22 protein-coding genes are annotated in these 21376 nt (G+C 63.3%); 11 read left to right on the top strand and 11 right to left on the bottom strand.

What is annotated here, in order from left to right:
• Positions 1-88: 88 nt before the first annotated feature.
• The 4 genes from brxL to istA all read right to left on the bottom strand — a co-directional run bounded on the left by brxL (position 89) and on the right by istA (position 5088).
• The gene (gene brxL / locus RBB42_RS09515; RefSeq protein ID WP_305969610.1) at positions 89-2161 is read right to left on the bottom strand and encodes a BREX system Lon protease-like protein BrxL; all 2073 of its coding nucleotides are present in this window, start codon (positions 2159-2161) and stop codon (positions 89-91) included.
• A 10-nt stretch (positions 2162-2171) separates the two neighbouring features.
• Positions 2172-2669: a PglZ domain-containing protein gene (locus RBB42_RS09510; protein ID WP_500862270.1), complete on the bottom strand. Its 498-nt coding sequence runs from the start codon at positions 2667-2669 to the stop codon at positions 2172-2174.
• Positions 2670-2821: 152 nt separating this feature from the next.
• A complete protein-coding gene (gene istB / locus RBB42_RS09505) occupies positions 2822-3577 on the bottom strand; it encodes an IS21-like element helper ATPase IstB (RefSeq protein WP_305969612.1) in 756 nt (251 codons plus the stop codon).
• Complete coding sequence (gene istA, locus RBB42_RS09500; protein WP_500862296.1) at positions 3574-5088, bottom strand: IS21 family transposase; 1515 nt, start codon at positions 5086-5088, stop codon at positions 3574-3576. Before istA ends, istB begins: the two co-directional genes overlap by 4 nt.
• A 47-nt stretch (positions 5089-5135) precedes the next feature.
• On the opposite strand from istA, the gene RBB42_RS09495 reads away from it, so the two are divergent.
• The 5 genes from RBB42_RS09495 to RBB42_RS09475 all read left to right on the top strand — a co-directional run bounded on the left by RBB42_RS09495 (position 5136) and on the right by RBB42_RS09475 (position 7386).
• Entirely contained in the window at positions 5136-5666 is a 531-nt protein-coding gene (locus tag RBB42_RS09495) for a hypothetical protein (protein WP_305969613.1), read from the top strand.
• A gap of 86 nt (positions 5667-5752) precedes the next feature.
• Entirely contained in the window at positions 5753-5977 is a 225-nt protein-coding gene (locus RBB42_RS09490; protein WP_305969614.1) for an AbrB/MazE/SpoVT family DNA-binding domain-containing protein, read from the top strand.
• Positions 5974-6363: a type II toxin-antitoxin system death-on-curing family toxin gene (locus tag RBB42_RS09485; RefSeq protein ID WP_305969615.1), complete on the top strand. Its 390-nt coding sequence runs from the start codon at positions 5974-5976 to the stop codon at positions 6361-6363. The genes RBB42_RS09490 and RBB42_RS09485 overlap by 4 nt, the downstream gene beginning before the upstream one ends.
• A gap of 313 nt (positions 6364-6676) precedes the next feature.
• Positions 6677-7108 carry a DUF1489 family protein gene (locus tag RBB42_RS09480; protein ID WP_305969616.1) on the top strand — a complete coding sequence of 144 codons (432 nt, stop codon included), beginning with the start codon at positions 6677-6679 and terminating at the stop codon, positions 7106-7108.
• A gap of 83 nt (positions 7109-7191) precedes the next feature.
• A complete protein-coding gene (locus RBB42_RS09475; RefSeq protein WP_305969617.1) occupies positions 7192-7386 on the top strand; it encodes a hypothetical protein in 195 nt (64 codons plus the stop codon).
• Positions 7387-7401: 15 nt separating this feature from the next.
• On the opposite strand, the gene RBB42_RS09470 is transcribed toward RBB42_RS09475, so the two are convergent.
• The gene (locus RBB42_RS09470; RefSeq protein ID WP_305969618.1) at positions 7402-7902 is read right to left on the bottom strand and encodes a YdcF family protein; all 501 of its coding nucleotides are present in this window, start codon (positions 7900-7902) and stop codon (positions 7402-7404) included.
• 70 nt (positions 7903-7972) lie between these two features.
• Here RBB42_RS09470 and yghU point away from each other — a divergent pair, with 70 nt between their 5' ends.
• A complete protein-coding gene (yghU, locus tag RBB42_RS09465) occupies positions 7973-8818 on the top strand; it encodes a glutathione-dependent disulfide-bond oxidoreductase (RefSeq protein WP_305969619.1) in 846 nt (281 codons plus the stop codon).
• Between the two features lie 53 nt (positions 8819-8871).
• Here yghU and hisG read toward each other — a convergent pair whose 3' ends face one another.
• From hisG to hisS, 3 genes are read right to left on the bottom strand one after another with little or no spacing between them, the layout of a single operon-like run.
• Positions 8872-9564: an ATP phosphoribosyltransferase gene (gene hisG / locus RBB42_RS09460; protein WP_305969620.1), complete on the bottom strand. Its 693-nt coding sequence runs from the start codon at positions 9562-9564 to the stop codon at positions 8872-8874.
• A complete protein-coding gene (locus RBB42_RS09455) occupies positions 9561-10643 on the bottom strand; it encodes an ATP phosphoribosyltransferase regulatory subunit (protein WP_305969621.1) in 1083 nt (360 codons plus the stop codon). Before RBB42_RS09455 ends, hisG begins: the two co-directional genes overlap by 4 nt.
• Positions 10640-12112 carry a histidine--tRNA ligase gene (gene hisS / locus RBB42_RS09450; protein WP_305969622.1) on the bottom strand — a complete coding sequence of 491 codons (1473 nt, stop codon included), beginning with the start codon at positions 12110-12112 and terminating at the stop codon, positions 10640-10642. Before hisS ends, RBB42_RS09455 begins: the two co-directional genes overlap by 4 nt.
• 128 nt (positions 12113-12240) lie before the next feature.
• Between hisS and RBB42_RS09445 the strand changes: the two genes are divergently transcribed.
• The gene (locus tag RBB42_RS09445) at positions 12241-12447 is read left to right on the top strand and encodes a SlyX family protein (RefSeq protein ID WP_305969623.1); all 207 of its coding nucleotides are present in this window, start codon (positions 12241-12243) and stop codon (positions 12445-12447) included.
• An 82-nt stretch (positions 12448-12529) separates the two neighbouring features.
• Here RBB42_RS09445 and RBB42_RS09440 read toward each other — a convergent pair whose 3' ends face one another.
• Positions 12530-13348 (bottom strand): hypothetical protein, encoded by an 819-nt coding sequence (locus RBB42_RS09440; protein WP_305969624.1) that lies wholly within the window; start codon positions 13346-13348, stop codon positions 12530-12532.
• Positions 13349-13445: 97 nt separating this feature from the next.
• Positions 13446-16961, bottom strand: a complete 3516-nt coding sequence (gene dnaE / locus RBB42_RS09435) for a DNA polymerase III subunit alpha (protein ID WP_305969625.1) — start codon at positions 16959-16961, stop codon at positions 13446-13448.
• 267 nt (positions 16962-17228) lie between these two features.
• On the opposite strand from dnaE, the gene RBB42_RS09430 reads away from it, so the two are divergent.
• Entirely contained in the window at positions 17229-18080 is an 852-nt protein-coding gene (locus RBB42_RS09430; protein WP_305969626.1) for an alpha/beta fold hydrolase, read from the top strand.
• On the opposite strand, the gene RBB42_RS09425 is transcribed toward RBB42_RS09430, so the two are convergent.
• Entirely contained in the window at positions 18081-19589 is a 1509-nt protein-coding gene (locus tag RBB42_RS09425) for an MDR family MFS transporter (protein ID WP_305969627.1), read from the bottom strand.
• 164 nt (positions 19590-19753) lie between these two features.
• Between RBB42_RS09425 and RBB42_RS09420 the strand changes: the two genes are divergently transcribed.
• Genes RBB42_RS09420 through RBB42_RS09410 form a run of 3 tightly spaced genes read left to right on the top strand, consistent with a single transcriptional unit; the run spans position 19754 to position 21232 of the window.
• On the top strand, positions 19754-20353 hold the full coding sequence (locus RBB42_RS09420) for a MarR family winged helix-turn-helix transcriptional regulator (protein WP_305969628.1): 600 nt from the start codon (positions 19754-19756) through the stop codon (positions 20351-20353).
• A gap of 54 nt (positions 20354-20407) precedes the next feature.
• Complete coding sequence (locus RBB42_RS09415; protein ID WP_305969629.1) at positions 20408-20749, top strand: ArsR/SmtB family transcription factor; 342 nt, start codon at positions 20408-20410, stop codon at positions 20747-20749.
• 3 nt (positions 20750-20752) lie between these two features.
• Positions 20753-21232 carry an SRPBCC family protein gene (locus tag RBB42_RS09410; RefSeq protein ID WP_305969630.1) on the top strand — a complete coding sequence of 160 codons (480 nt, stop codon included), beginning with the start codon at positions 20753-20755 and terminating at the stop codon, positions 21230-21232.
• Positions 21233-21376: the final 144 nt, after the last annotated feature.

The following is a 21376-nucleotide window of genomic DNA, read 5'->3' as shown; positions in this document are numbered from 1 at the left end:
CCGCCCTTGACTGCCGGACCAATGCGATCGGCTCGACGACCGATCGAGGTAAGGCCTTGCGGCGACTGCAGTCGATACGAACCCTGGGCTATTGCCGGACATAGGTTACATAGAACGCCTTCACCATGCGGTGTTCCTGTAGGCGATCGCCGAGGTTGAAGCCTTCGCGACGCATCGGAGCTTGGAAAATGTCCAGACCGCGATCCAGCACGATTTTCCAGCCGGTATCTGTCACGATGTCTCGTGCGTGTGCCGTTCCAGAGGTATCGAAGGCCCATGTAAAATCGACCCCCGAACCGGTGCAGGCTTCGGTAATGCTGTCGAGCAGCTCTCTTTGCTTTTGCATGTCCCCGTCGTGGGGGCCGGTCACGAGATGAATTGAGACCTGATCCTCGGGCGGTTTGCGCCGGATGATCATTTCCACGAACTCCATCATGGTTCGGATTTGGTAAGGCTTGCGAATGTAAGGATCAGTCACAATGATCCGGGCGACGCCATCCATGTATGGCCCGAAGAGCTTCTCGAAGCTGATGCCCTTCCGGTTCTCGGCGAAGGTAAAATGGCCTTCCTCGAGCTTGGGTTGGGCCGCCACTCTTTCAGATGAAGGTGCCTGCGTTTCCGCGTCGGCTTCGATCACATCCCCATCGGTGTCGTGGCCATCTGTAGACTGCGCTTTGGGATCCCGGACTGGCTTGCGGTGATAGAACTGGGGAAATTCCTGTTCCTCGACGGTTTGGACCCGCAGCTTCTGGCCATCGGCTCCGGTGTAGAAGAAGTCGACTTCGGGGTAGGTCGCGTCGATCCGGAACAGCTGATCCTTGACCCGCTTCCGGCTTTCGAGCGCGAGTTGCAGCAGTTCCTCGACATCGCCCGCGCTTTCACCACCGGCGGGAAAGAGAACCTTCAGCAGGCCCGACATCGTCTTGTAGACGGCATCGCGGTCCCGGGTCGAAATCTTCTCGCTGATGCTGAAGTGCTTATCAGGGCGGTTGGAAAAGTCCTCCTGCCGCAGGTGTCGCAGGATCTCGGCCAGGTAGTCGACGATGAAGCCATAGCCGCGCGTGAACATTTCGCCTCGGATCACGTCCACCTCCCAGCCCGACAGGTAGGCGTGCAGGCGGTCGATGAAGGCGGAGTCGTGGAACTGCGGGGGTAGAGCCTCGAACAGGTCGCTGTTCTTGAGCATGAAGGGGACATTGTGGTCGGTATTGCCAACGAAGGCAAAGCTCGCCTCGGCTCCCATGGGATTCACCCCGCGCGAAAACGTCTTGTTCGCCATGTAGTTTTTCATGATGTCGACGAGCGCCTTGTTGGCCGTTTTTTCGCGCCCGGCGAATTCGTCGAAGGCCACCACGTCCCAATACCCGACAAGACCGATCCGCCCGTTCGAGTTGTTCACGAAGAGCTTCGGGATCGTTACTTCGCCACCGGAGATCAGCTGTCCGTGTGGCGAGAACTCGGAATAGATGTGCGACTTGCCGGTGCCTTTGGGGCCCAGCTCGATGATGTTGTAGTTGCGCTCCACGAAGGGGATCAGGCGCATTAGCTGCAGCAGCTTGCTGCGCCGTCCGAAGGCTTCGGGATTGAAACCGATCGACTGCATGAGCAAGTCGATCCATTCGTCCTTCGTGAACTGCCCGCGAGCCTCCTTGTAACCTTCGTAGTCGACCTTCGCGATCTGGATCGGCTTGATAGTTTCCAGCCGCCAAGGGGACGTGCGCGCATCTTCGGAGAATTCATATTGGACGTCGGCGATGCACCAGACACCCGTAACCAGGAGCTTCGGGTGTGCTTTCACCGTCACGCTGTCGACGGCCACCTTCTTGATGCCGAGGTTGTCGAAAATGGCCTCGTAGCCGTCTGTCTTCTCGTTCAGCGTGACACTGACCTGGTCGATGACCTTGTATCGGCCCTTTTCCTTGATCGTGGACTGGATTAGGCCGGCTTCGTTGCGATGGACATAGTGCTTGCGCAGGATCTCCTTCACCGTCTCGATGCCGCTCTGGATCGAGGCCTCGTCGTCGGTCGCACAATATTGGCCCAGAAGGTATTCCAGAACGTAGGTCGGGACGATCGCATTGCCTTTGACCGCTTTCACCAGGTCCTTGCGGACGACATAGCCGGCGAAGTGTTCGTTGATCTTGTCATCGAGAGAGCTCATGTCCCGCTCCTTAAAAATCGAAATCGGTCGAGATCCCACGGCGCAGCTGGAAGCGATGGCTCGTGTAATCCTCGAAATGGCTGGTCTTGCCGACACGCTCGCGCAGCTTCAGGAAGACATCCTGATTGTTGAAGCGGTCCGCCTCGCGCGAGAGCAGGAAGGTGATTGGCAGTTCCCGTTCCCGAGGGTTCTGCGATGTGAAGTCGAAGGCCAGTTGGTGTTCGTCGGAAATCAGGGTGCCGTCCTGGGCATAGATTCCGGCCAGGAGATCACGCTGCTGCTGTTTCTCGGACACGGGTTGCGCTTGGTAGAGAGCGACAGATGTCTGCCCCGAAGAAATCAGGTTGCGGCTCGGCGCGATGATCTGGACTTCGACCTTGCCGACATCCGCCTCACGCCGTTTGCCCACCCGCAGAACAGGGATGACGGCTTCTTGCAACGTGGCTCCGCCGTGGACAAAGCGGCTTCCGGCGCCTTTGATCCGCATCCGGTTGATCGAGTTGGGGATCAGGACATGTCAACGGCGGCGCAAAATCCGGCCACGGGGCGGAGCAAAAGTCGGCCAGTCTGGGCGTGACCGGCGCCTTGGCAAACGCGCTCCACATATAGCTGGCGGTTGCCAAGGCGCCTTGGTCCGCAAGGACCAAATCCGGTCTTGGTTCAGGAGTTCTGCCGGGCCTTGCTCTGGGCGAGGCGATAGCTGTCGCCATTCATCTCCAGAATGCTGACATGGTGTGTCAGGCGGTCGAGCAAGGCGCCTGTCAGGCGCTCTGTTCCGAAGGTCTCCGTCCATTCGTCGAAGGGCAGGTTCGAAGTTATCAGGATGGAGCCGCGTTCGTATCGCTGGGAGATCAGTTCGAACAACAACTCGGCACCGGTCTTGCTGAGGGGCAAGAAGCCGAGTTCGTCGATGATCAGCAGTTTCTGCTTCACCATCTGCTTCTGAAGCCGCAGGAGCTGGCGCTCGTCTCGCGCTTCCATCAGCTCGTGAACGATGGCGGCGGCGGATGTAAACCGAACGGCCATCCCTTTCTGGCAAGCGGCCAGACCGAGGCCGAGGGCCACGTGGGTCTTGCCGGTGCCGCTGGGGCCGAGAGCGATAACGTTCTCGCAGCGGTCTATCCATTCACAGCGTGCCAGTTCCAACACCTGCATCTTGTTGAGCGACGGGATTGCGGCGAAGTCGAAGCTGTCGAGGCTCTTGCTTGCTGGGAATTTCGCCGCCTTGATCCGCCGTTCGATCATGCGCCTTTCCCGGTCGATGAGTTCCAGTTCGATCAGACGGGCCAGGAACTGGACGTGGTCGCGGCCCTCGGCGGCGCAAAGCTTGGCCTGCTTGTCGTATTCCCTCAGGATAGTCGGCAGCTTCAACTTCTTGAGCTGATGGTTCAGCAGGATCTGGGGCGCTTCCGTCATGTCGCGCCACCGGTTGTCAGGCACATGTAGCTGGCCGCAGATGTCGTCGCCACCTTGGCCCGTGGCAGGAACGGGTAGACATCCAGATCGAGCCTCGGTGGCCGCTGTTCGATCCGACACAGCACCAGGTTCTTCACCGCGTCGAAGCTGATGGTCCCCATCTGGAGGGCCGTCTTCACGGCAGCATGGACCTCCTCCATCTCGAAGGTTTCCTGCAGCCTCAGAACTTGAACGTACTCGCGCCGTCCGGCTTTCATCATGCGTGCCTCCATCAGCTTCTGAAGGGTGGTGAATGCCTTGGGAAGGTCCCATCCGGTCAGTGGTGCCGCCTGCTCGAAGGCGTTTATCTTCTTCTCGATCAGCGGCTGGTAGTGGACCGGGTCGAAGACCATGTCCTCGCGCTCGTAGCTGCGAACATGCCGTGCGATGACCTCGCCGCCACAGCCGATGACCACCCGGTCGACGTCATGTCGGAGACATGCCTCTGGCATGATGGCGCGGATCCAGACATCCCGGTGGCCATAGGCGACCGGCACGGAATAGTCGTTGGTCTTGTAGCGCACCAGCGCGAGCGAGCTGACACGGCCCGATGTCTGGTCACAGGCTTCAAAGGAAGTTGCAGGAAGCGTCGCCATCGCCTCCAGATCGCGCTGGAAACGTTCGCCAATCGTCTCGTTGTGCCCCCGCAGCTTGTCTGATTGTCGCTTCCGGCACTGCTCCTCAAGCCAGTCGTTGAAGGCATCCCAGGTCGGGAAGTTCGGGATCGGCACCATGAAGTTGCGCCGGGAATACCCGACAAGCCCTTCTACGCTCCCCTTATCGTTCCCCTTGCCGGGTCGCCCATATCGATCCCGGATCACGTAGTGGGACAGCATCTCGCTGAAGAGCTTCGCGCGCCTGCGTGTCCCGTCAGGCTCAATCTTCGCAACAAGGCACCGGTCGTTATCATAGAGGATCGACAGCGGCACGGCACCGAAGAACGCGAAGGCATGAACATGCCCGTCCATCCATGCCTCCGCCGTCGCCGCCGGATATGCCCGCACGTAGCAAGCGTCGCTGTGCGGCAGATCCAGGGCGAGGAAGTGGGCCTTCTGCTCGACACCGCCGATCACCACGACCGCTTCGCCGAAATCGGCCTGGGCATGGCCCGGTGCATGATCAAGCGGAACGAACATCTCCCGATGCCGCCGACCGTGCTCCCGAACATAGTCTTTGATGATGGTGTAGCCGCCCTCGAAACCATGCTCGTCGCGAAGCCGCTCGAAGATCCGCTTGGCGGTATGCCGCTGCTTGCGCGGTCGCTCCCGATCCTCCGACAGCCACTGGTCGATGATCCCGGTGAACCCATCCAGCTTTGGCCGCCGGATCGGTGCAGACCGCCGATAGCCCGGTGGGACCGAAAACGCCAAAATCTTCCGAACGCTGTCACGAGATATCCCGAAATGCCGGGCCGCTTCTCGCTGACTCATGCCCTCGGCACAGGCCAGACGCACCTTGCGATACAAATCCACGGTGAAGATCCTCCCGCCCTCCCTCCGTCAAATAAGGAAAGGCAAAGGTGGACGACTTTTACGCCGCCCGCAGCAGGCTCATCCCGCCGCTACCATGGACGACTTTCTCACCGCCGCTCTCACTGCACATTATCCTCGGCGGCTTCCTCGAGCGCGTCTTTTGCCTCGCTGGTTACGACGGGATCGCCGGGCTCCGCGTGGACCCTGAGGAGGTCAAGCGGCATCGGGCGACCTGCGCGAAGGGGTTGTCTGTCATGGAAGCGTTCGCGTCCTTGAAGATCTCCAAGGATATCCTTTGGCGATTGGTGGACCGGAGCGCTGAAGAGGTGAGCCTTGCCGTCAATTGGATCGTCTGCCCGGAAGAAGATCATCGGATCCCGCGGTTCGACCCGGTAGTCGTGTCCGACTTCAAAGCACGGTTTATCCATTCTGCACGGCTTGCCGAGCAGCATGGCCTTCAAGTCGGCAAGGCGGTTAGTCGGTTGAAACAGCGAGGAGTCCGACCTGCGCTGACGAAAGCTGAAGTCGGTGAAGACTTCTACCGGATCCGCGATCTGAAGGCAGATCTGTTCGCTTAACATAATGGGCCTTGTCGGCCCCGGGCTGAACCTTGCCTTTTGCTGCCGCATACTGTATATACTTTCGTGAATACGGAGGCGTGGCAATGATTGAAACAAGAATCCGCAAGGTCGGCAATTCTGCCGTGATGACCTTGACGACTGAGATGCTGACGATCCTGGATGCCAAGGAAGGGGATACGCTCTTCGTCGTGCGTGGTGATGATGGCAGTCTCAAACTCATGGCGCACGACCCATCGGTAGCAGAAGCACTCGCAGCGGCCGAAATCGTCATGGATGAGAACCGGGATATGCTGCAAGCTCTCGCATGACGCACTTCGTGTGGGTGCCGGTTGCCGCGGTCACAGTCATCCATGATCGGCAGATTGCGCGTCACGGTGGCGCGTCAGGCCTGCGCGACCGGGCACTACTGGAAATGGGCTGCGCGCGGGCGATGAACCTTTCTGCCTACGCAGACGCCAGTCTTGTTGAGGTCGCCGCCGCCTACGCATTTGGCATCGGAAAAGCCCATGCATTCGTCGATGGCAACAAGCGGACAGCCTTCGTCACGGCTGTTACATTCCTCAGGCTCAACGGCTTCACCTTCGGGCCGGACGCGATCGAGGGTGTTAGAATGATGGAAGGCCTGGCATCGGGCGATGTGAGCGAAGCTGAATTTGCCAAGTGGCTTTCCGTCGGCATGTCACCGCTTGAATGAATTCTTCAGAACCCGAAAATCAAGTAGCCCTGCCGACTCTTCGGCGGGGCTTTCTTGCATTTCGAGGGGGCAATTTATCATTGCCTTTCGATTTCGAAAAATGGACAGGTATCGCTCGCGGAATAGACATCTCCATCGCGCAGCCAGGAAGCGAAGCAAGAAAAATTAATAGGTTGGTTGCTGCGAGTGGACGTTTATTGGTTGCGCCGACAGGTGATCACCAATCTGGACCAGGATACAGACAGGGACCATATCCCCCTTGCTTGAACCCGAGGCGGGCACCGCTATGATCCCCGGCAGCCAGGGGGACGACATGGGCAAGACAACTCACCTGATCAAACTGAGCGCGGGCACGGAGAGCGTCGACAGCCTGATGGACTGGCAGGGCATGCGACGCGCCCAGACCGAAGACGGTCTGCCCCGCCATGTCACCCGCATGTGGCCCCGGCGCGGGCAAGAGGTGCTGAACGGTGGCTCGATCTACTGGGTCATCAAGGGGCTGATCCAATGTCGCCAGCGTATCCTGCGGCTCGACCCGGTCACCGGTGCGGATGGGATCAATCGTTGCGCCCTTGTGCTGGACCCGAAAATCACCCGCACCGCGGCAGCACCCAAGCGCGCCTTTCAGGGTTGGCGCTACCTTGCCGCCGCCGATGCCCCGCCCGACCTGCCGGGAAACCGGGCCGAGGAAGACCCCCTCCCACCCGAACTTGCCGGGGCGCTGGCGGAGATCGGCGTACTCTGACCCCGCGACTGGTCTGCACCAAGAAGCGGTGAAGCCACCGGGGCCAGGCGTCCATCATCGCCAACAGATGATAGGAGGCCGACATGAAGCGCCGCCTCCTTCTTTCCGGTCTCGCCTTCGCCCCGCTTTTGCCCGCCTGCATGCCGGCAGAGCAGGTTGTTAGATCCACCCCCGCCTTCATCGGGCCGCGGGATCTGTACGACACCAAGGGCGCCCGGCCGGAACAGACGGCCAACAACGGCGACATGCGATACATCGAGGTCCTTCTGCCCGGATGACATGCCGGGACCGTATCATCGCCCGGCCCCGCGCAGCCAGTACCAGGCCAGCGCCACCGCCTCGCGCGCCCAGGCGCGCACCACCCGCCACCAGGGGGCGCCGGTCAGTCGTGGGCAACTGGCCGTAGCCCGCAACCCTGCCCGCCGCGCAACCAGCCGCGCCCGCGCAGCGTGATACCGGTCGGTCACGATCACCACGTCGCGACAGCCCAGATCGTCTAGCAAGGGGAGCGCAAGCCGCATGTTGTCCTCGGTGGTCAACGCGCGCGTTTCCATCAGCAGGGCCTCGTCCGGCACGCCCGCCTCACGGCAGATTCGGGCCATGACCTCGGCCTCTGTGCGCGGATGGGTGCGGACGCCGCCGGACAATACCAGCAGGCCTACCCTGCCCGCCTGCCACAGCGAGACCGCATGCCTGACCCGACGCGTCAACGCGGGCGACGGACTGCCATCCGGGCGCACTGCCGCGCCCAGCACCAGAGCCACCCCTTGTGTCTTCGCACATGCTGTGTGCACCTCTGCCCCCTCTGGCATTCCGCTTCAGGACCTATAGGTTCTGCGACGAGACATGAGAAGGAAATGCGCCATGAGTGAACAGTATACACCCCCCAAGGTCTGGACCTGGGAAAAGGAAAACGGCGGCACATGGGGGTCGCTGAACCGCCCCATCGCCGGCGCCACCCATGACAAGGAACTGCCCGTCGGGGACCACCCGTTCCAGCTATATTCGCAGGGCACGCCGAACGGGGTCAAGGTCACGATCATGCTGGAAGAGCTGCTGGCCGCCGGTCATGACGCCGAATACGACGCCTGGCTGATCCGTATCGGCAAGGGCGATCAGTTCGGGTCCGGATTTGTCGAGGTCAACCCGAACTCCAAGATCCCGGCCCTGATGGATCGGTCCGGGCCGGAGCCGGTTCGCGTCTTCGAATCCGGTGCCATCCTGATGCACCTGGCCGAAAAATTCGACGCCTTCCAGGGCCCCCGCGCCAAACGAGCGGAAATGCTCAGCTGGTTGTTCTGGCAGATGGGCAGCGCGCCCTACCTGGGCGGCGGTTTCGGTCATTTCTATGCCTATGCGCCCTACCCGATGGAATATCCGATCAACCGCTTCGCGATGGAAACCAAGCGCCAGCTGGATGTCCTCGACAGGCACCTGGCCGAGAACCGCTACATGGTGGGCGAGGATTACACGATCGCCGACATGGCCATCTGGCCCTGGTACGGGCGCACCGTGCACGGCGAATCCTACAACGCGGGCGAGTTCCTGAACGTGAAAAGCTATACAAACGTGCTGCGTTGGGCCGACGAGATCCTGGAACGTCCGGCGGTACAACGCGGTCGCCTCGTGAACCGGACCGACGAAGGCATGCTGCCCGAACGTCACGCCGCCAGCGACTTCGAAACCGGGCTGCTCGCCAAGGCAGAGTAACAAGACCCCCGGGTCCGCGGCGCGGACCCGGGGACATTCCGTTGCGCGTGGCTCTACAGCCCCAGGCGGTCCTGCAAGAGCCGCATCGTCTCGCGCTCCCCCGCTTCCAGCGGCGCAATGCGCGACTTGAACAGCGTTGCCTGGCTGCGCAGGACCGGCTCTTCGGCCAAAATCTTGAGATGGTTTGCGCGCAGGGTTTCCCCCGACGACGTAATGTCGGCGATGGCTTCTGCCGTCAGGTTCTTGACCGTCCCTTCGGTCGCGCCCTGGCTGTCGACAAGCTGGTAATCCGAAACACCGCCCTCGTGCAGGTAGGCGCGCACCAGCCGGTGATACTTGGTCGCGATCCGCATCCGGAACCCGTGCCGCGCACGAAAGGCCGCAGCCGCCGCATCCAGATCGTCCAAGGTGTTCACGTCAACCCAGCAAGAGGGCACCGCCACGATCAGATCGGCATGGCCAAAGCCCAGCTCCGCCAGCGGCGCCACCTTCTGATCCCACTGGACCAGCTTTTCCTGCACCAGGTCGGTGCCCGTGACGCCCAGGTGAATGCGCCCCGCCGCCAGTTCACGCGGGATTTCCCCGGCGCTAAGCAGCACCAGTTCGACGCCGTCGACGCCCGTCACCTCGCCCGAATACTCGCGCTCTGACCCGCTGCGCGCCAACCCGATACCGCGCGCGCCGAACCAGTCAAAGGTCTTGTCCATCAGCCGCCCCTTGGAGGGCACCCCAAGCTTGACGCTCATGCCGCCTCCTCCAGGTCGACCAGCAGGCCGGGCCGGATCACACCGCCCACTGCCGGGATCTCTCGCCCCTGCCCCAGCTGCCGGGTCAGCGCGTCGTAGCGCCCTCCGGAGGCCACCAGAGGCCAGTCGGGCCGCCCGCGCGCCGTGAATCCGAAGACGAACCCGTCGTAATATTCCATCGACGTCCGGCCAAAATTCGCATCGAACATCAGCGAGGACACGTCGATCCCTCGAGCCGCCAGCGCCTCGCACCGCGCGGCCATGCGGTCGACCGCGCCGGCGATCGCCGGCATGTCCACCGCGATATCCCGCAGCTGTTCCAGCGCGTTGCCGCAGGTCTCGGAAACCCTCACCAGCGCCTCCAGAAGCTCCACCTGGTCGCCCGGCAGCGGCGGGTCCTGCGCGTCTGCCCGCAAGGCATCGACGCGCGCCGCGATCTCTGCCGCGCCTCTTAGCCCGATCATCGGCCCGGCCAGCGACAGCGGGTCCGGTGAGGCCAGCAGCGCGGCCCGGCTGGACGGCACCGCCGCCCGGCCCGCGTAACGATCCAACAGCGCCCGGAACCGGCGCGGCCGCCAGATGTGCCGCATCAAGGCGGCTTTGCGCGCCTCGCTGGCCTCCAGCCCCGCGACGGCGGCAATCAGGATGCCGATATCGCCCACCACGGCCCGCAGCCCGTAAGGTGCGAGAACCTCCGAAAAGCGGGCAAAGACCTCGGCATCGGCGCCCGCCGGGTCAGCCCGGTCAAAGACCTCGTAGCCGACCTGGTGATACTCGGAGGGGCGTTCCGGATGCTCTTCCTGCCGCCGAAAGATTTCTCCGGCATAGGTATAGCGGGCGGGCTCCGCCCCTTCGGCCATGTGTTTCTGCACCACGGGCACGGTGAAGTCCGGGCGCAGGATGACCTCGCCCCGCACCGGGTCATGGGTCAGGAAGGCTCGGGTACGGATGTCCTCACCGTAGAGATCCAGCAACGTGTCCGCAGGCAGCAGCACGGGGCAATCCACCGGCTGCGCACCGCTATCGACGAACCCCGCCTTGAGCGCGGCCGCCTTTTCCTTGATCGCGGCAAGACTCATTTGTGCAGGTCCAGGATCTCTTGGACCTTGGCCACCAGCTGGTCGCGCGGCACCTCGTACTGGCTTGGATGGTCCTTCCATTCCTCCAGGCTGGCATCCTCGGCCAGCTTGGCGCCCAGGATCAGGTCCTTGATCTGCACCACGCCCCTGTCCTTCTCGTCGCCGCCTTCGATCACGGCGACGGGGCTCTGGCGCTTGTCCGCGTATTTCAGCTGGTTGCCAAAGTTCTTGGGATTGCCCAAGTAGACCTCGGCCCGCAGCCCGGCCTGGCGCAGCTCGGCCACCATCGCCTGGTAGTCGCCCATGCGGTCGCGGTCCATCACGGTCACGACCACCGGCCCCTCTACGCTGCCGCCGATCCGCCCCTTTTCGCGCAGCGCGGCCAGCAGCCGGTCGACCCCGATGCTGACGCCGGTTGCAGGCACCGCCTGCCCGGTGAACCGCTTGACCAGATCGTCATAACGTCCGCCACCAGCAACCGATCCGAACTGCCGCTTGCGGCCCTTCTCGTCGAGGATCTCGAAGGTCAGTTCGGCCTCGAAGACCGGGCCGGTGTAGTACCCCAGGCCACGGACAACGGACGGGTCGATGATAATGCGGTCGGGGCCGTAGCCCTGCGCGGCCAGCAGCTTGGCGATCTGTTCCAGTTCGGAAACACCCTCTTCACCCACCTTGGACGCACCGATCGCGGCGCGCAGGTTGGCCAGCGTCTCCGCCGCTTCCAGTCTGCCAGAGGTCAGGAATGCGACGACCGGTTCGGCCTGTTCATCGCTCAGCCCCACTCCGTCGATATAAGCGCCCGAGGCATCCAGCCGGCCCTTGCCCAGCAGCTCGCGCACCCCGGCCTCGCCGACCTTGTCGAACTTGTCGATGGTCCGCAGCACCGCGTCGCGTTGGCTATCATCGTCCAGTCCCATGCATTCCAGCACGCCGTTCAGAACCTTCCGGTTGTTGACCCGGATCAGGTAGTCGCCACGCGGAATGCCGACCTTTTCCAAGGTATCCGCCAGCATCGCGCAGATCTCGGCATCTGCGGCCACACTGCCCGCCCCCACGGTATCCGCGTCGCACTGGTAGAACTGCCGATAGCGCCCCGGCCCCGGCTTTTCGTTCCGCCAGACCGGCCCCATCGCGTAGCGCCGGTAGGGCAGCGGCAGATCGTTGCGGTGCTGGGCGTAGACCCGTGCCAACGGCGCCGTCAGGTCATAGCGCAGCGCCATCCAGCTGTCGTCCTCGTCCTGCCAGGCAAAGACGCCCTCGTTCGGCCGGTCCACATCGGGCAGGAACTTGCCCAGCGCCTCAACCGTCTCGACGCCCGAACTTTCCAGCGCATCGAATCCGTATTGATGGTAAACCCCGGCGATGGTGTTCAGCATCTCGGCGCGCTCGGTCACTTCGGGACCGAAATAATCGCGGAACCCCTTGGGTGTCTGCGCCTTTGGACGCGGGGCTTTCTTCTGCTTGGCCATGAGTCATCCCGGTTGTCGGATATGTCGCGCTTCCTCTATCCCTTCGACCGGGGCGGGGCAAGCAGAGCGCCTTGCGGCTTCTTCCCTGTAGAAATATCCACCCCGGACCAAACCACGGAGCGCAGCCCATGACCGACAGAACCGATCAACTGGAAGAGGGTCTTGCCCACGCTTTGCGGGCGCTCGACGATCTCTCTGAAACCGTCGCCCGGCAGGACCGGGAGATCGCCCGCCTCACCGCGCGGGTCGAGATGCTGTTGCAACGCGAAGCCTCGCGAGAGGCGGAAGGGTCCGGAGGGGTCATCTTCGGAGACGAGAAACCACCGCATTACTAGGTCACCGTCGCCATCCTGACGGGACGGCGGGCGGGGCGATCTGTGGCCTGAAAGGGCGCAGGAGCGCCGTCCGACGGCCGCGTCAGTCCTTCATGTCCATCGCGACGACTTCTCCGTCATGCAACAGGATGTCCTTCCAGCGGGGGTTGCTGCCGAACCGCTCATAGACGCTGACAAAAACCGTGTCGCGCTCCAACCGGCGCATCCTTGACCCGCAAGGTTCGCCCTTGCGGGCACGGCAGACACGCCGCTTGATCTTCTCATAGGCCTTGTCCGTCTCCGAGATCGGCTGAGCCTCTCCGGAAGGGCCATAATGGATCTGCTCGTAGCTTTCGGGTGAGCCGAAGATCACCAGCGCCGCGGTGAATTGGCGGGCACAGCCATCGTCGAACCCTGTCAGATAGAAGGTCCGCGCACTGCTCATGTCCGGTGCACTGTCGTAGAGATCATAGGTGCTGCGACGCTCGGGGTAGCCTTCGATCTTCTTGCCCAGCTTGCGCCGGGGCGCATCGCAGACACGGGCAATCTGGCCATAAGGCAGGCGCGTGCCAAAGGGCACCTCAAGCGCATCCGGCGCCCCCGGACGCGGCGCCCGGGCACGAGCCTTCGGCCTGTCGGCATCTTCGTCCAGGGCCCCGCCCGCCGCTGCGGCCAGTTCGGGAGCGTCCTCACGCTTGGCCGCGGCGGCGCGGGCGCCAAATAGGCCCAAGAGACCGCGGCGGGGCGGCTCTTCGGTCACGGGCCTGCGCGGGGTTTCCGGCGCGATCACATCGGCCTGCCCTGCATCATCGGCCAATGGCACGTCCTGGTATTTGGGAACGCCGGACAGCGGATCACCACATCCAGCCAGAAAAAGTCCCACGCAGAGGACAAATCCCCCCTTGAACACGCGAACGCCCATGTCGTTCTCCCCGAAAACCTCTGAGGTTGTAGCGCGGTCCCGGGTGTCACGTCCACCACAGCCGTCGACAGATTGTGCCAACCATCGACGATCCGGTTCAGATTTCCTCGACCGCCAGCACCCCGTCGAGCGATTTCACCGCGCCCTTGATCTCGGGGCTGACGGGGAATTCGAGTCCGGCGTCCAGTTCGACCTCACCCGGCAGACTGGGGTCGCTGAGGCACAGCTGGATCGGCCCGCGCGCCGCCTTGGGCATCTGTTCCGCCGCGCGTCCCAGGACAGAGGCGACCTGCGGCAGCGCGCCCGCGGATTCGACATAGATGCGCAAGCCGCTGCCCCCGGCCCCGGCCACCACCATTTCGACCGGCGCGACCGACCGCCCCAGCAATTTGAGCTGATCCGATTCCATCGTCGCCTCGACCGTGACCAACACCTTGGAGCCGCTTTCCAGGTACTCGCGCGACTTCTCCAGCGCTTCCGAGAAGAGCGTCACCTCGTAGGCGCCGGTCGGATCCGACAGCTGGGCAAAGGCAAAACGGTTGCCGCGCGCCGATTTGCGTTCCTGCCGCCCGGCGACGACGCCCGCGAGCTTGGCCAGCATCGGTCCATTGGACTGCACCTTGTGGGTCAGCTCATCCAAGGTCACGAAATTGCCGTTGCGTTCGACCCGGCGCAGCTGCGCCATGTAGTCGTCCAGCGGGTGGCCCGAAAGGTAGAAACCGACCGCCTTGAATTCCTCGGCCAACCGTTCCGCGGGCAACCAGTCGGACACCGGCGACAGGCGCGGTTCCGGCAGGTCCTCGCCCGCTTCGCCGAACAGGGACACCTGTGCACTGGCCTTCTGTTCGTGGATCGCCGCCGAATAAGCCACCAGAGCATCCAGCGAGTCGAAGATCCGCCGACGGTTGGAATCCAGCACGTCGAAACAACCCGCCCGTGCCATCATCTCCAGCGGACGCTTGCCGATCTTCTTCAGGTCGACCCGGCGCGCAAAGTCATAGATGTTGACGAAAGCCGTCTCACCACGCCCTTCGACGACCAGCCGCATGACCTCCAGCCCGACGTTCTTGAGCGCGCCCAGCGCATAGACCAGTTCGCCGTTCACCACGTCGAATGTCGCTTGGCTGCGGTTCACGCAGGGCGGCACCCAGGGCAGTTTCAGCCCCTTGCGGACCTCTTCGAAATAAACGGCCAGCTTGTCGGTCAGGTGGATATCGCAGTTCATGACCCCGGCCATGAACTCGACCGCGTGGTTCGCCTTCAACCAGGCGGTCTGATAGCTGACCACCGCGTAGGCCGCCGCGTGCGACTTGTTGAAACCGTAGTTTGCGAATTTCTCCAGCAGGTCGAAGACCTCAGAGGCCTTCTTGGCCTCGACGCCGTTTTCCGCCGCACCCTTGATGAACTTGGGGCGTTCGGCGTCCATCGCCTCCTTGATCTTCTTGCCCATCGCGCGGCGCAACAGGTCGGCGCCACCCAGCGTGTATTTCGCCATGACCTGGGCGATCTGCATCACCTGTTCCTGGTAGACGATGATGCCCTGCGTCTCTTCGAGGATGTGGTCGATCAGCGGATGCACAGAGGTGATCTCGCGCAGGCCGTTCTTGACCTCGCAGTAGACCGGGATGTTCTCCATGGGCCCCGGACGATACAGCGCCACCAGCGCGACGATGTCCTCGATACAGGTGGGCTTCATGCGCTTGAGCGCATCCATCATGCCCGAGCTTTCAACCTGGAACACCGCCACCGTCTTGGCCGAAGCATAGAGCTTGTAGGTCGCCTCATCGTCCAGCGGGATGGCGTTGATGTGGTTTTCCGCCCCTTCCGCCGGCTCGTACAGTTCGGTGCCATCCGCCGCGACGTGCAGGGGGCGCCCGGACTTGAAGATCAGGTCCATCGCGTTCTGGATCACGGTCAGCGTCTTCAGGCCCAGAAAGTCGAATTTCACGAGGCCGGCCTGTTCGACCCATTTCATGTTGAACTGCGTCGCCGGCATGTCCGAGCGCGGATCGCGGTAGAGCGGCACCAGTTCATCCGTGGGACGGTCGGCGATGACGACCCCCGCCGCGTGGGTACCGGCAGAGCGCAACAGCCCCTCGACCTGCATGCCGTATTTCAGCAACCGGTCAACGACCTCCTCGTTGCGCGCCTCTTCGGCCAGGCGCGGCTCGTCCTGCAGGGCCTTTTCGATCGAAACCGGCTTGACCCCTTCGACCGGGATCATCTTGGACAGCCGGTCCACCTGCCCGTAGGGCATCTGCAGCACGCGCCCCATGTCGCGCACCGCCGCCTTGGACAGAAGCGCACCAAAGGTGATGATCTGCGCCACCTTGTCGTGGCCGTACTTGTCCTGAACGTACCGGATCACCTCTTCGCGCCGATCCATGCAGAAGTCGATGTCGAAGTCCGGCATCGAGACCCGTTCCGGGTTCAGGAAGCGTTCGAACAGCAGCGAGTAGCGCAGCGGGTCAAGGTCGGTGATGGTCAGGGCGTAAGCCACCAGCGAACCGGCGCCCGACCCCCGCCCCGGTCCGACCGGGATCGTGTTGTCCTTGGCCCATTGGATAAAATCCGCAACGATCAGGAAGTAGCCCGGAAAGCCCATCCCCTCGATGATGCCCAGCTCGAAGTCCAAGCGCTCCTGGTATTCCTCGACGCTGACCGCATGGGGGATCACCGCAAGCCGGGCCTGCAAGCCTTCGTTGGCCATGCGGCGCAGTTCGGCAACCTCGTCGTCAGCGAATTTCGGCAGGATCGGCGGGCGCTTGTAGGCCATGAAGGCGCAGCGCCTGGCGATCTCGACGGTGTTGTCCAATGCCTCCGGCAAGTCGGCGAACAGCACGGCCATTTCCTGCGGGCTCTTGAAATAATGCTGTGGCGTCAGGCGACGGCGGGGTTCCTGCTGGTCGACATAGGCACCGTCTGCGATGCAGATCATCGCGTCATGCGCCTCGTACATGTTTTCCTTGGGGAAATAGACGTCGTTGGTCGCGACCAGAGGCAGGTTCATCTCATAGGCCATTTCGACGAAGCCGCGCTCTGTCAGCCGCTCGGCCTCGGGCGGCGTGCCGTCCTCGCCCGGGTGGCGCTGCAATTCGACATACAGCCTGTCGCCGAAAATCTCGGCCAGCCGCGTCATCAGGGCCTGCGCCGCCCCGCGATGGCCCTGTCTCAGGTGGCGACCCACCGGCCCGTCCGGCCCGCCGGACAGGCAGATCACGTCCTCGGAATGCGCCGCCAGCTCATCCAGTGTCACATGCGCCAGCTCTGTGTCCTTGCGCAGGTAGAGGCACGAATTGAGCTTCATCAGATGCTCATACCCGGTCTCGGTCTGGGCCAGCAGGACCAGCGGCGCGGGCGGTTTCGGGCGCTCCCCCGGCTGCGGATCGATATAGCGCAGATCGACCTGGCAACCGATGATAGGCTGCACCCCGGCGCCGCTGGCACCCACGGAAAACTCCAACGCAGCAAAGAGGTTGTTGGTGTCGGTCACGGCCACCGCAGGCATCCCCATGTCGGCGCAGAGTCCGGGCAGCTTTTTCAGCCGCACGGCGCCTTCGAGCAGGGAATATTCGGTGTGGACACGCAGGTGAATGAATCGGGGATCAGCCATCCGCATACCCTATGCTGTGGTTTGCTTCCGCAAAAGCCCCAATCCGTGATCCATGACCTGACGGAGCGGCTTTGAACCGGACGGCCCTTGGCAAAGCACATTCCCGCCAAAGTCGTGCCCTGTTTGCATTTTATGATAGGCTCGTGCCCACGCCAGTTACATGCCGTCGACGGGATTTCAGTACCAGTCATGCAGACCCATGCAGATAGTTTTCCGGGTGCCAATCCGACTACCGAAGCGGACGCCCCCACCAGTTCCGCGCCAATCGTGTCACCAAGCAAAAGCCTGCGTGCAAGGCTGCGCCGTGCCGTGCTGCTGTCCGCGACCGTGCTTGCGCCGCGTCTGGCTGCCAACAAACTAGCGCGACGCTACCTGACTTCGGACCAGGCCGTGCTGGATGCCCTTGCGGGCCGGTCACATGGGTTCGAGATCATCGATCTGGGGCAGGACTGCTTTGTCTTGCGTTCGCGCTTTCGCAAGAACGCGGCCGACGCGCCCCGCGTGCTGATCGCCCCCGGTCACGACGGGCATATCCGCCAGTTCACCCGCGTTGTCCGCGCCCTTCAGAAACGCGGCGCAACGGTCGATATGCTGATCTATCCCGGCCACGGCCACGCTGCACGCCGGATCTGCAGCCTCGGCGACATCGTGGATACGATCTGCCGGGCGGCGCAGTCCGAAGGCCCCTACGCCGGGATCGTCGCCCATTGCGTCGCTGCCAACGCCATGTTCCATGCGCTTGAACGGGGCGTCTCGGCACCTCGAATAACTCTGATCTCGGTGCCATTGGACCTGCCCGGACTGATCCGTCTCGGCGGGCGGCAATACGGGTTGTCAGGCCACTGCCTAGCCCAGTTCGTCGACCGGGTGAGCGCGCTCGGCGCCCCCTGCACGATCTACAAGCCATGGCAACCGGTGGCAGCAACGCGGGAAGAGGACCTGTTGATCGTCCAGTCGCGCAACGATTACGCCGCGCCGATAGAAAAGGCCCGCCCCCTTGCCGCCGTCTGGCCCGGCGCAAAAATGGAAGAATTCGACCACGGCGGGCACAACGGCATCCTGAACGTCACCTCCGCGATCAATCGCATCGCCGAATTCATGGTGACGGAGAAATCCTGATCAGGTTTCGCCCAGCGGTTCCTCGCGCAGCAGCATCGAGGCAAGGCAGGCCAGCAAAGCCGCTGCCGCCGCGGCCCAGAAGATCGGGTGCAGAGCGTCCGAGAATCCGTCGAGCACGCGCGCCTGGGCCTCTTTCGGCAGAGCCTGCACCACGTTGGCGCCCAGCGCACCGATGCCGCCCGAGACGCCCTCCGGGAGGTCTCCGGCGATGTTGCGCATCAACCCGGCACTGAACATCGCGCCAAAGACCGCAGTGCCAACAGAGCCGCCGATCAGCCGGAACATGTTGGTCGAGGCCGTGCCCACCCCCATCATTGACCGCGGCACAGCGTTCTGGACCGCAGCCACACCTACGGCAAAGACCGGCCCCAACCCCAAGCCCACCAGCACCATGACAGCGCCGATTGACCACAGTGCGCTGGAGGCATCCAGCCGCGACATGCCCAGCAGCGCCAGGGCCAGCAGCCCCGTCGACAGCACGGGCATCAGCTTGTAGTGCCCGGTCGCGGACATGATCCTGCCCGCCAGGGTGGACGACAGGATCAACCCGCCCATCATCGGGACCAGGAACAGGCCCGAGGCGGTCGGGCTGACGTCCTTCACCATCTGCAGGAACAGCGGCAGAAAGGTGATGGTGCCGAACATGCCCATGCCCACCAGGAAACCGACTGCATTGGTCACCAGGAAGGTGTTGTTGGAAAACAGCGGCAACGGCAGGATCGGCTCAGCGGCGCGCCGCTCTGTCCGGATGAAGCCGGCCAGGGCCGAGCCAAGGCCGACGAACAGCCATGTCACCGGCTGGCTGGACCAGCCATGACTGCCCGCGATGCTGGGCAGGAGAACGATGCACCCGAGGATCGCCGCCAGCAGCGCCGCACCCAGGTAATCGACGGGCTTGCCCGACCGCTCCAACGGCGAGGGCAGCGCGCGATTCAGAACGACAAAGGCCACCACGCCCACCGGCAGGTTGACGAAAAAGATCCAGTGCCAGCCGATGCTTTGCACGATCGCCCCGCCCAGAAGCGGGCCGATGACCGTCGACACCCCGAAGGCCGCACCGAGGAAACCCTGCGCCTTGCCCCGCTCACGCGGCGGCATCAGGTCGCCCACGGCTGTCATGCAGGTGACGATCAACCCGCCGCCACCCAGCCCCTGCACCACGCGCCCTGCGATCACCATCTCCATCGAGCCGGCAGTCCCGCAGATCACCGCGCCCATCACGAAGACCAGGATGCCGCCCTGCAGGACGATCTTGCGTCCGTAGAGATCGGAAAGCTTTCCGGCCACAGGCGCGCCGATGGTCGACGCCATGAGGTAGGCAGTGATCACCCATGTGATATGATCCATACCGCCCAGGTCCGCGACCATGATCGGCATTGCGGTGGACACTATGGTCTGACCAAGAGAGGCAAAGAGCAAGGTCGCCGCGATCGCGATCAATGCCAGGCGCAGCGTCGCCGGGTCAGGTCGGTCGTCGGCAAGGGCAACAGGGGTTTCGGCCAGGGACATGAAGACTTCCTTGAAACGGGGACATCGGGCCCGCACCGGGCGGATTCGGCGCAGGCGACAGGATTGCATCGCTCGGGATCTGCGCCTAGATATGTGCCAAACACAAAAGCATGTCAACGTCATGCATTTGCTGTGCGCACGCATTTTTGCACATTGGGGGCTGCATGACCGCGCGGGATGACAGATTGAAGGCCCGGCTGGACCGCGCCGGGATCGGGGGAGAGGTGGCCGAGGCCGCCTTTGACATCGACGCCGTGCTGCAAAGCTGGCGCCGCAAGGTGGTCAAACGAGAGCTGGGCCTGCGTGCGCTCGAGGACCTTGGCCTGCGGTTGGAGCTTGCCGAGCTGGATGTGCTGATGGCGGTCTCTGCACCGGTCAACGAATTCGGCGAGGCCTCTGGCGAGGAAACGATGGTCTCGACCGTGGCGACACGTCTGGCCATCGACCCGTCGCGCGCCAGCCGCCTGACCAGCCAGCTGATCAAACGCGGGCTCTTGCGGCGCGCGGTCAGCCAGCAGGACGCGCGCCGCGCCGTGCTTGAACTGACCGAAACAGGCAAACGGGCGGTCGAGGCGGTGCGCAGCTACAAGTTCCTCGTGCTTGGGTCCTACCTCAAGGACTGGACCATGGAAGAGATCCAGACCTTCCTCCCGCTGCTTGAACGCTTTTCGGCCTGGTCGGAACGGGCGGCCTGCCCTTCGGGTCCGGTGGCCGAGGAGATCGCCAAGCTGCGTGACGGCCTCTCGCAAGGCGAAAACACCTAGCCATGCGGCTAGGTTTTTCTTGACTCGGGAAGGACCGACCAGAAAGATAGCCACATGGCTAACCAACTCGACAGTTTCTTCGGTGCCATGGCCGACCCCACCCGCCGCGCGGTGATCGAACGACTGGTTGGCGGCCCTGCCCCGGTCTCCGAACTGCATGCCCCGCATGACATGGCCCTGCCCTCTTTCCTCAAGCATCTCGGCAAGCTTGAGGCGGCCGGCCTCGTCCGTTCGGAAAAGCGCGGGCGCGTCCGCATGGTCCATATCGAAGCCGCCCCCCTGGCACAGGCGGAACACTGGCTGGCCCGGCAAAGGCGGCTCTGGGAAGGTCGGACCGACCGGCTGGAGAGCCTGGCCAAGTCACTCGAAGCAGAGCACCCCCCGCGAAAGGACTGACCGATGTTCGACCTCGATCCCGCGCTCGACCTGCGACTGGAACGCATGATGGATGTCCAGCCTGCCACGCTCTGGCGCTGCTGGACGGAACCCGACCTGCTGAAACAGTGGTTCTGCCCCAAACCCTGGCAGGTGACGGAGGCGGTGGTGGATCTGCGCCCCGGTGGCCGCTTCTTTACCCGCATGGCGGGGCCGCTGCCCGACGGCAGCCAGGCCGACATGCCGAACGAAGGGTGCTTCCTTGCCGTCGAACCCGAAAGCAGGCTGGTCTTTACCGACGCCCTGCAGGCCGGCTGGCGGCCGGCGGCAAAGCCGTTCATGACCGCCATCGTGACGTTCGAACCCCGGGACGGCGGCACCTTCTACACCGCCACGGCCCTGCACAATGACACTGCAGCACGCGACAAGCACGAGGAAATGGGCTTCACCGAGGGCTGGAACACCGCCGCCGACCAGATGCTGGAACTGGCACAGACCCTCTGAGCGCAAGGCGGCCGCCCGTTTTGACGCCGAAACAGGCGGCGACGATCAATCCGCAGGCGTTTTTTCCTTGCCTTGCCGCGTCCTGCCCGCCTAGCCTGACGGCCGATAACTGGGACAAGGGCGCGCTTTCTACGCCGCATCGAG

Source organism: Mameliella sp. MMSF_3455, from assembly GCF_030733205.1.
Lineage (GTDB): Bacteria > Pseudomonadota > Alphaproteobacteria > Rhodobacterales > Rhodobacteraceae > Antarctobacter.
This window is presented reverse-complemented; position numbering and strand designations above follow the sequence as displayed.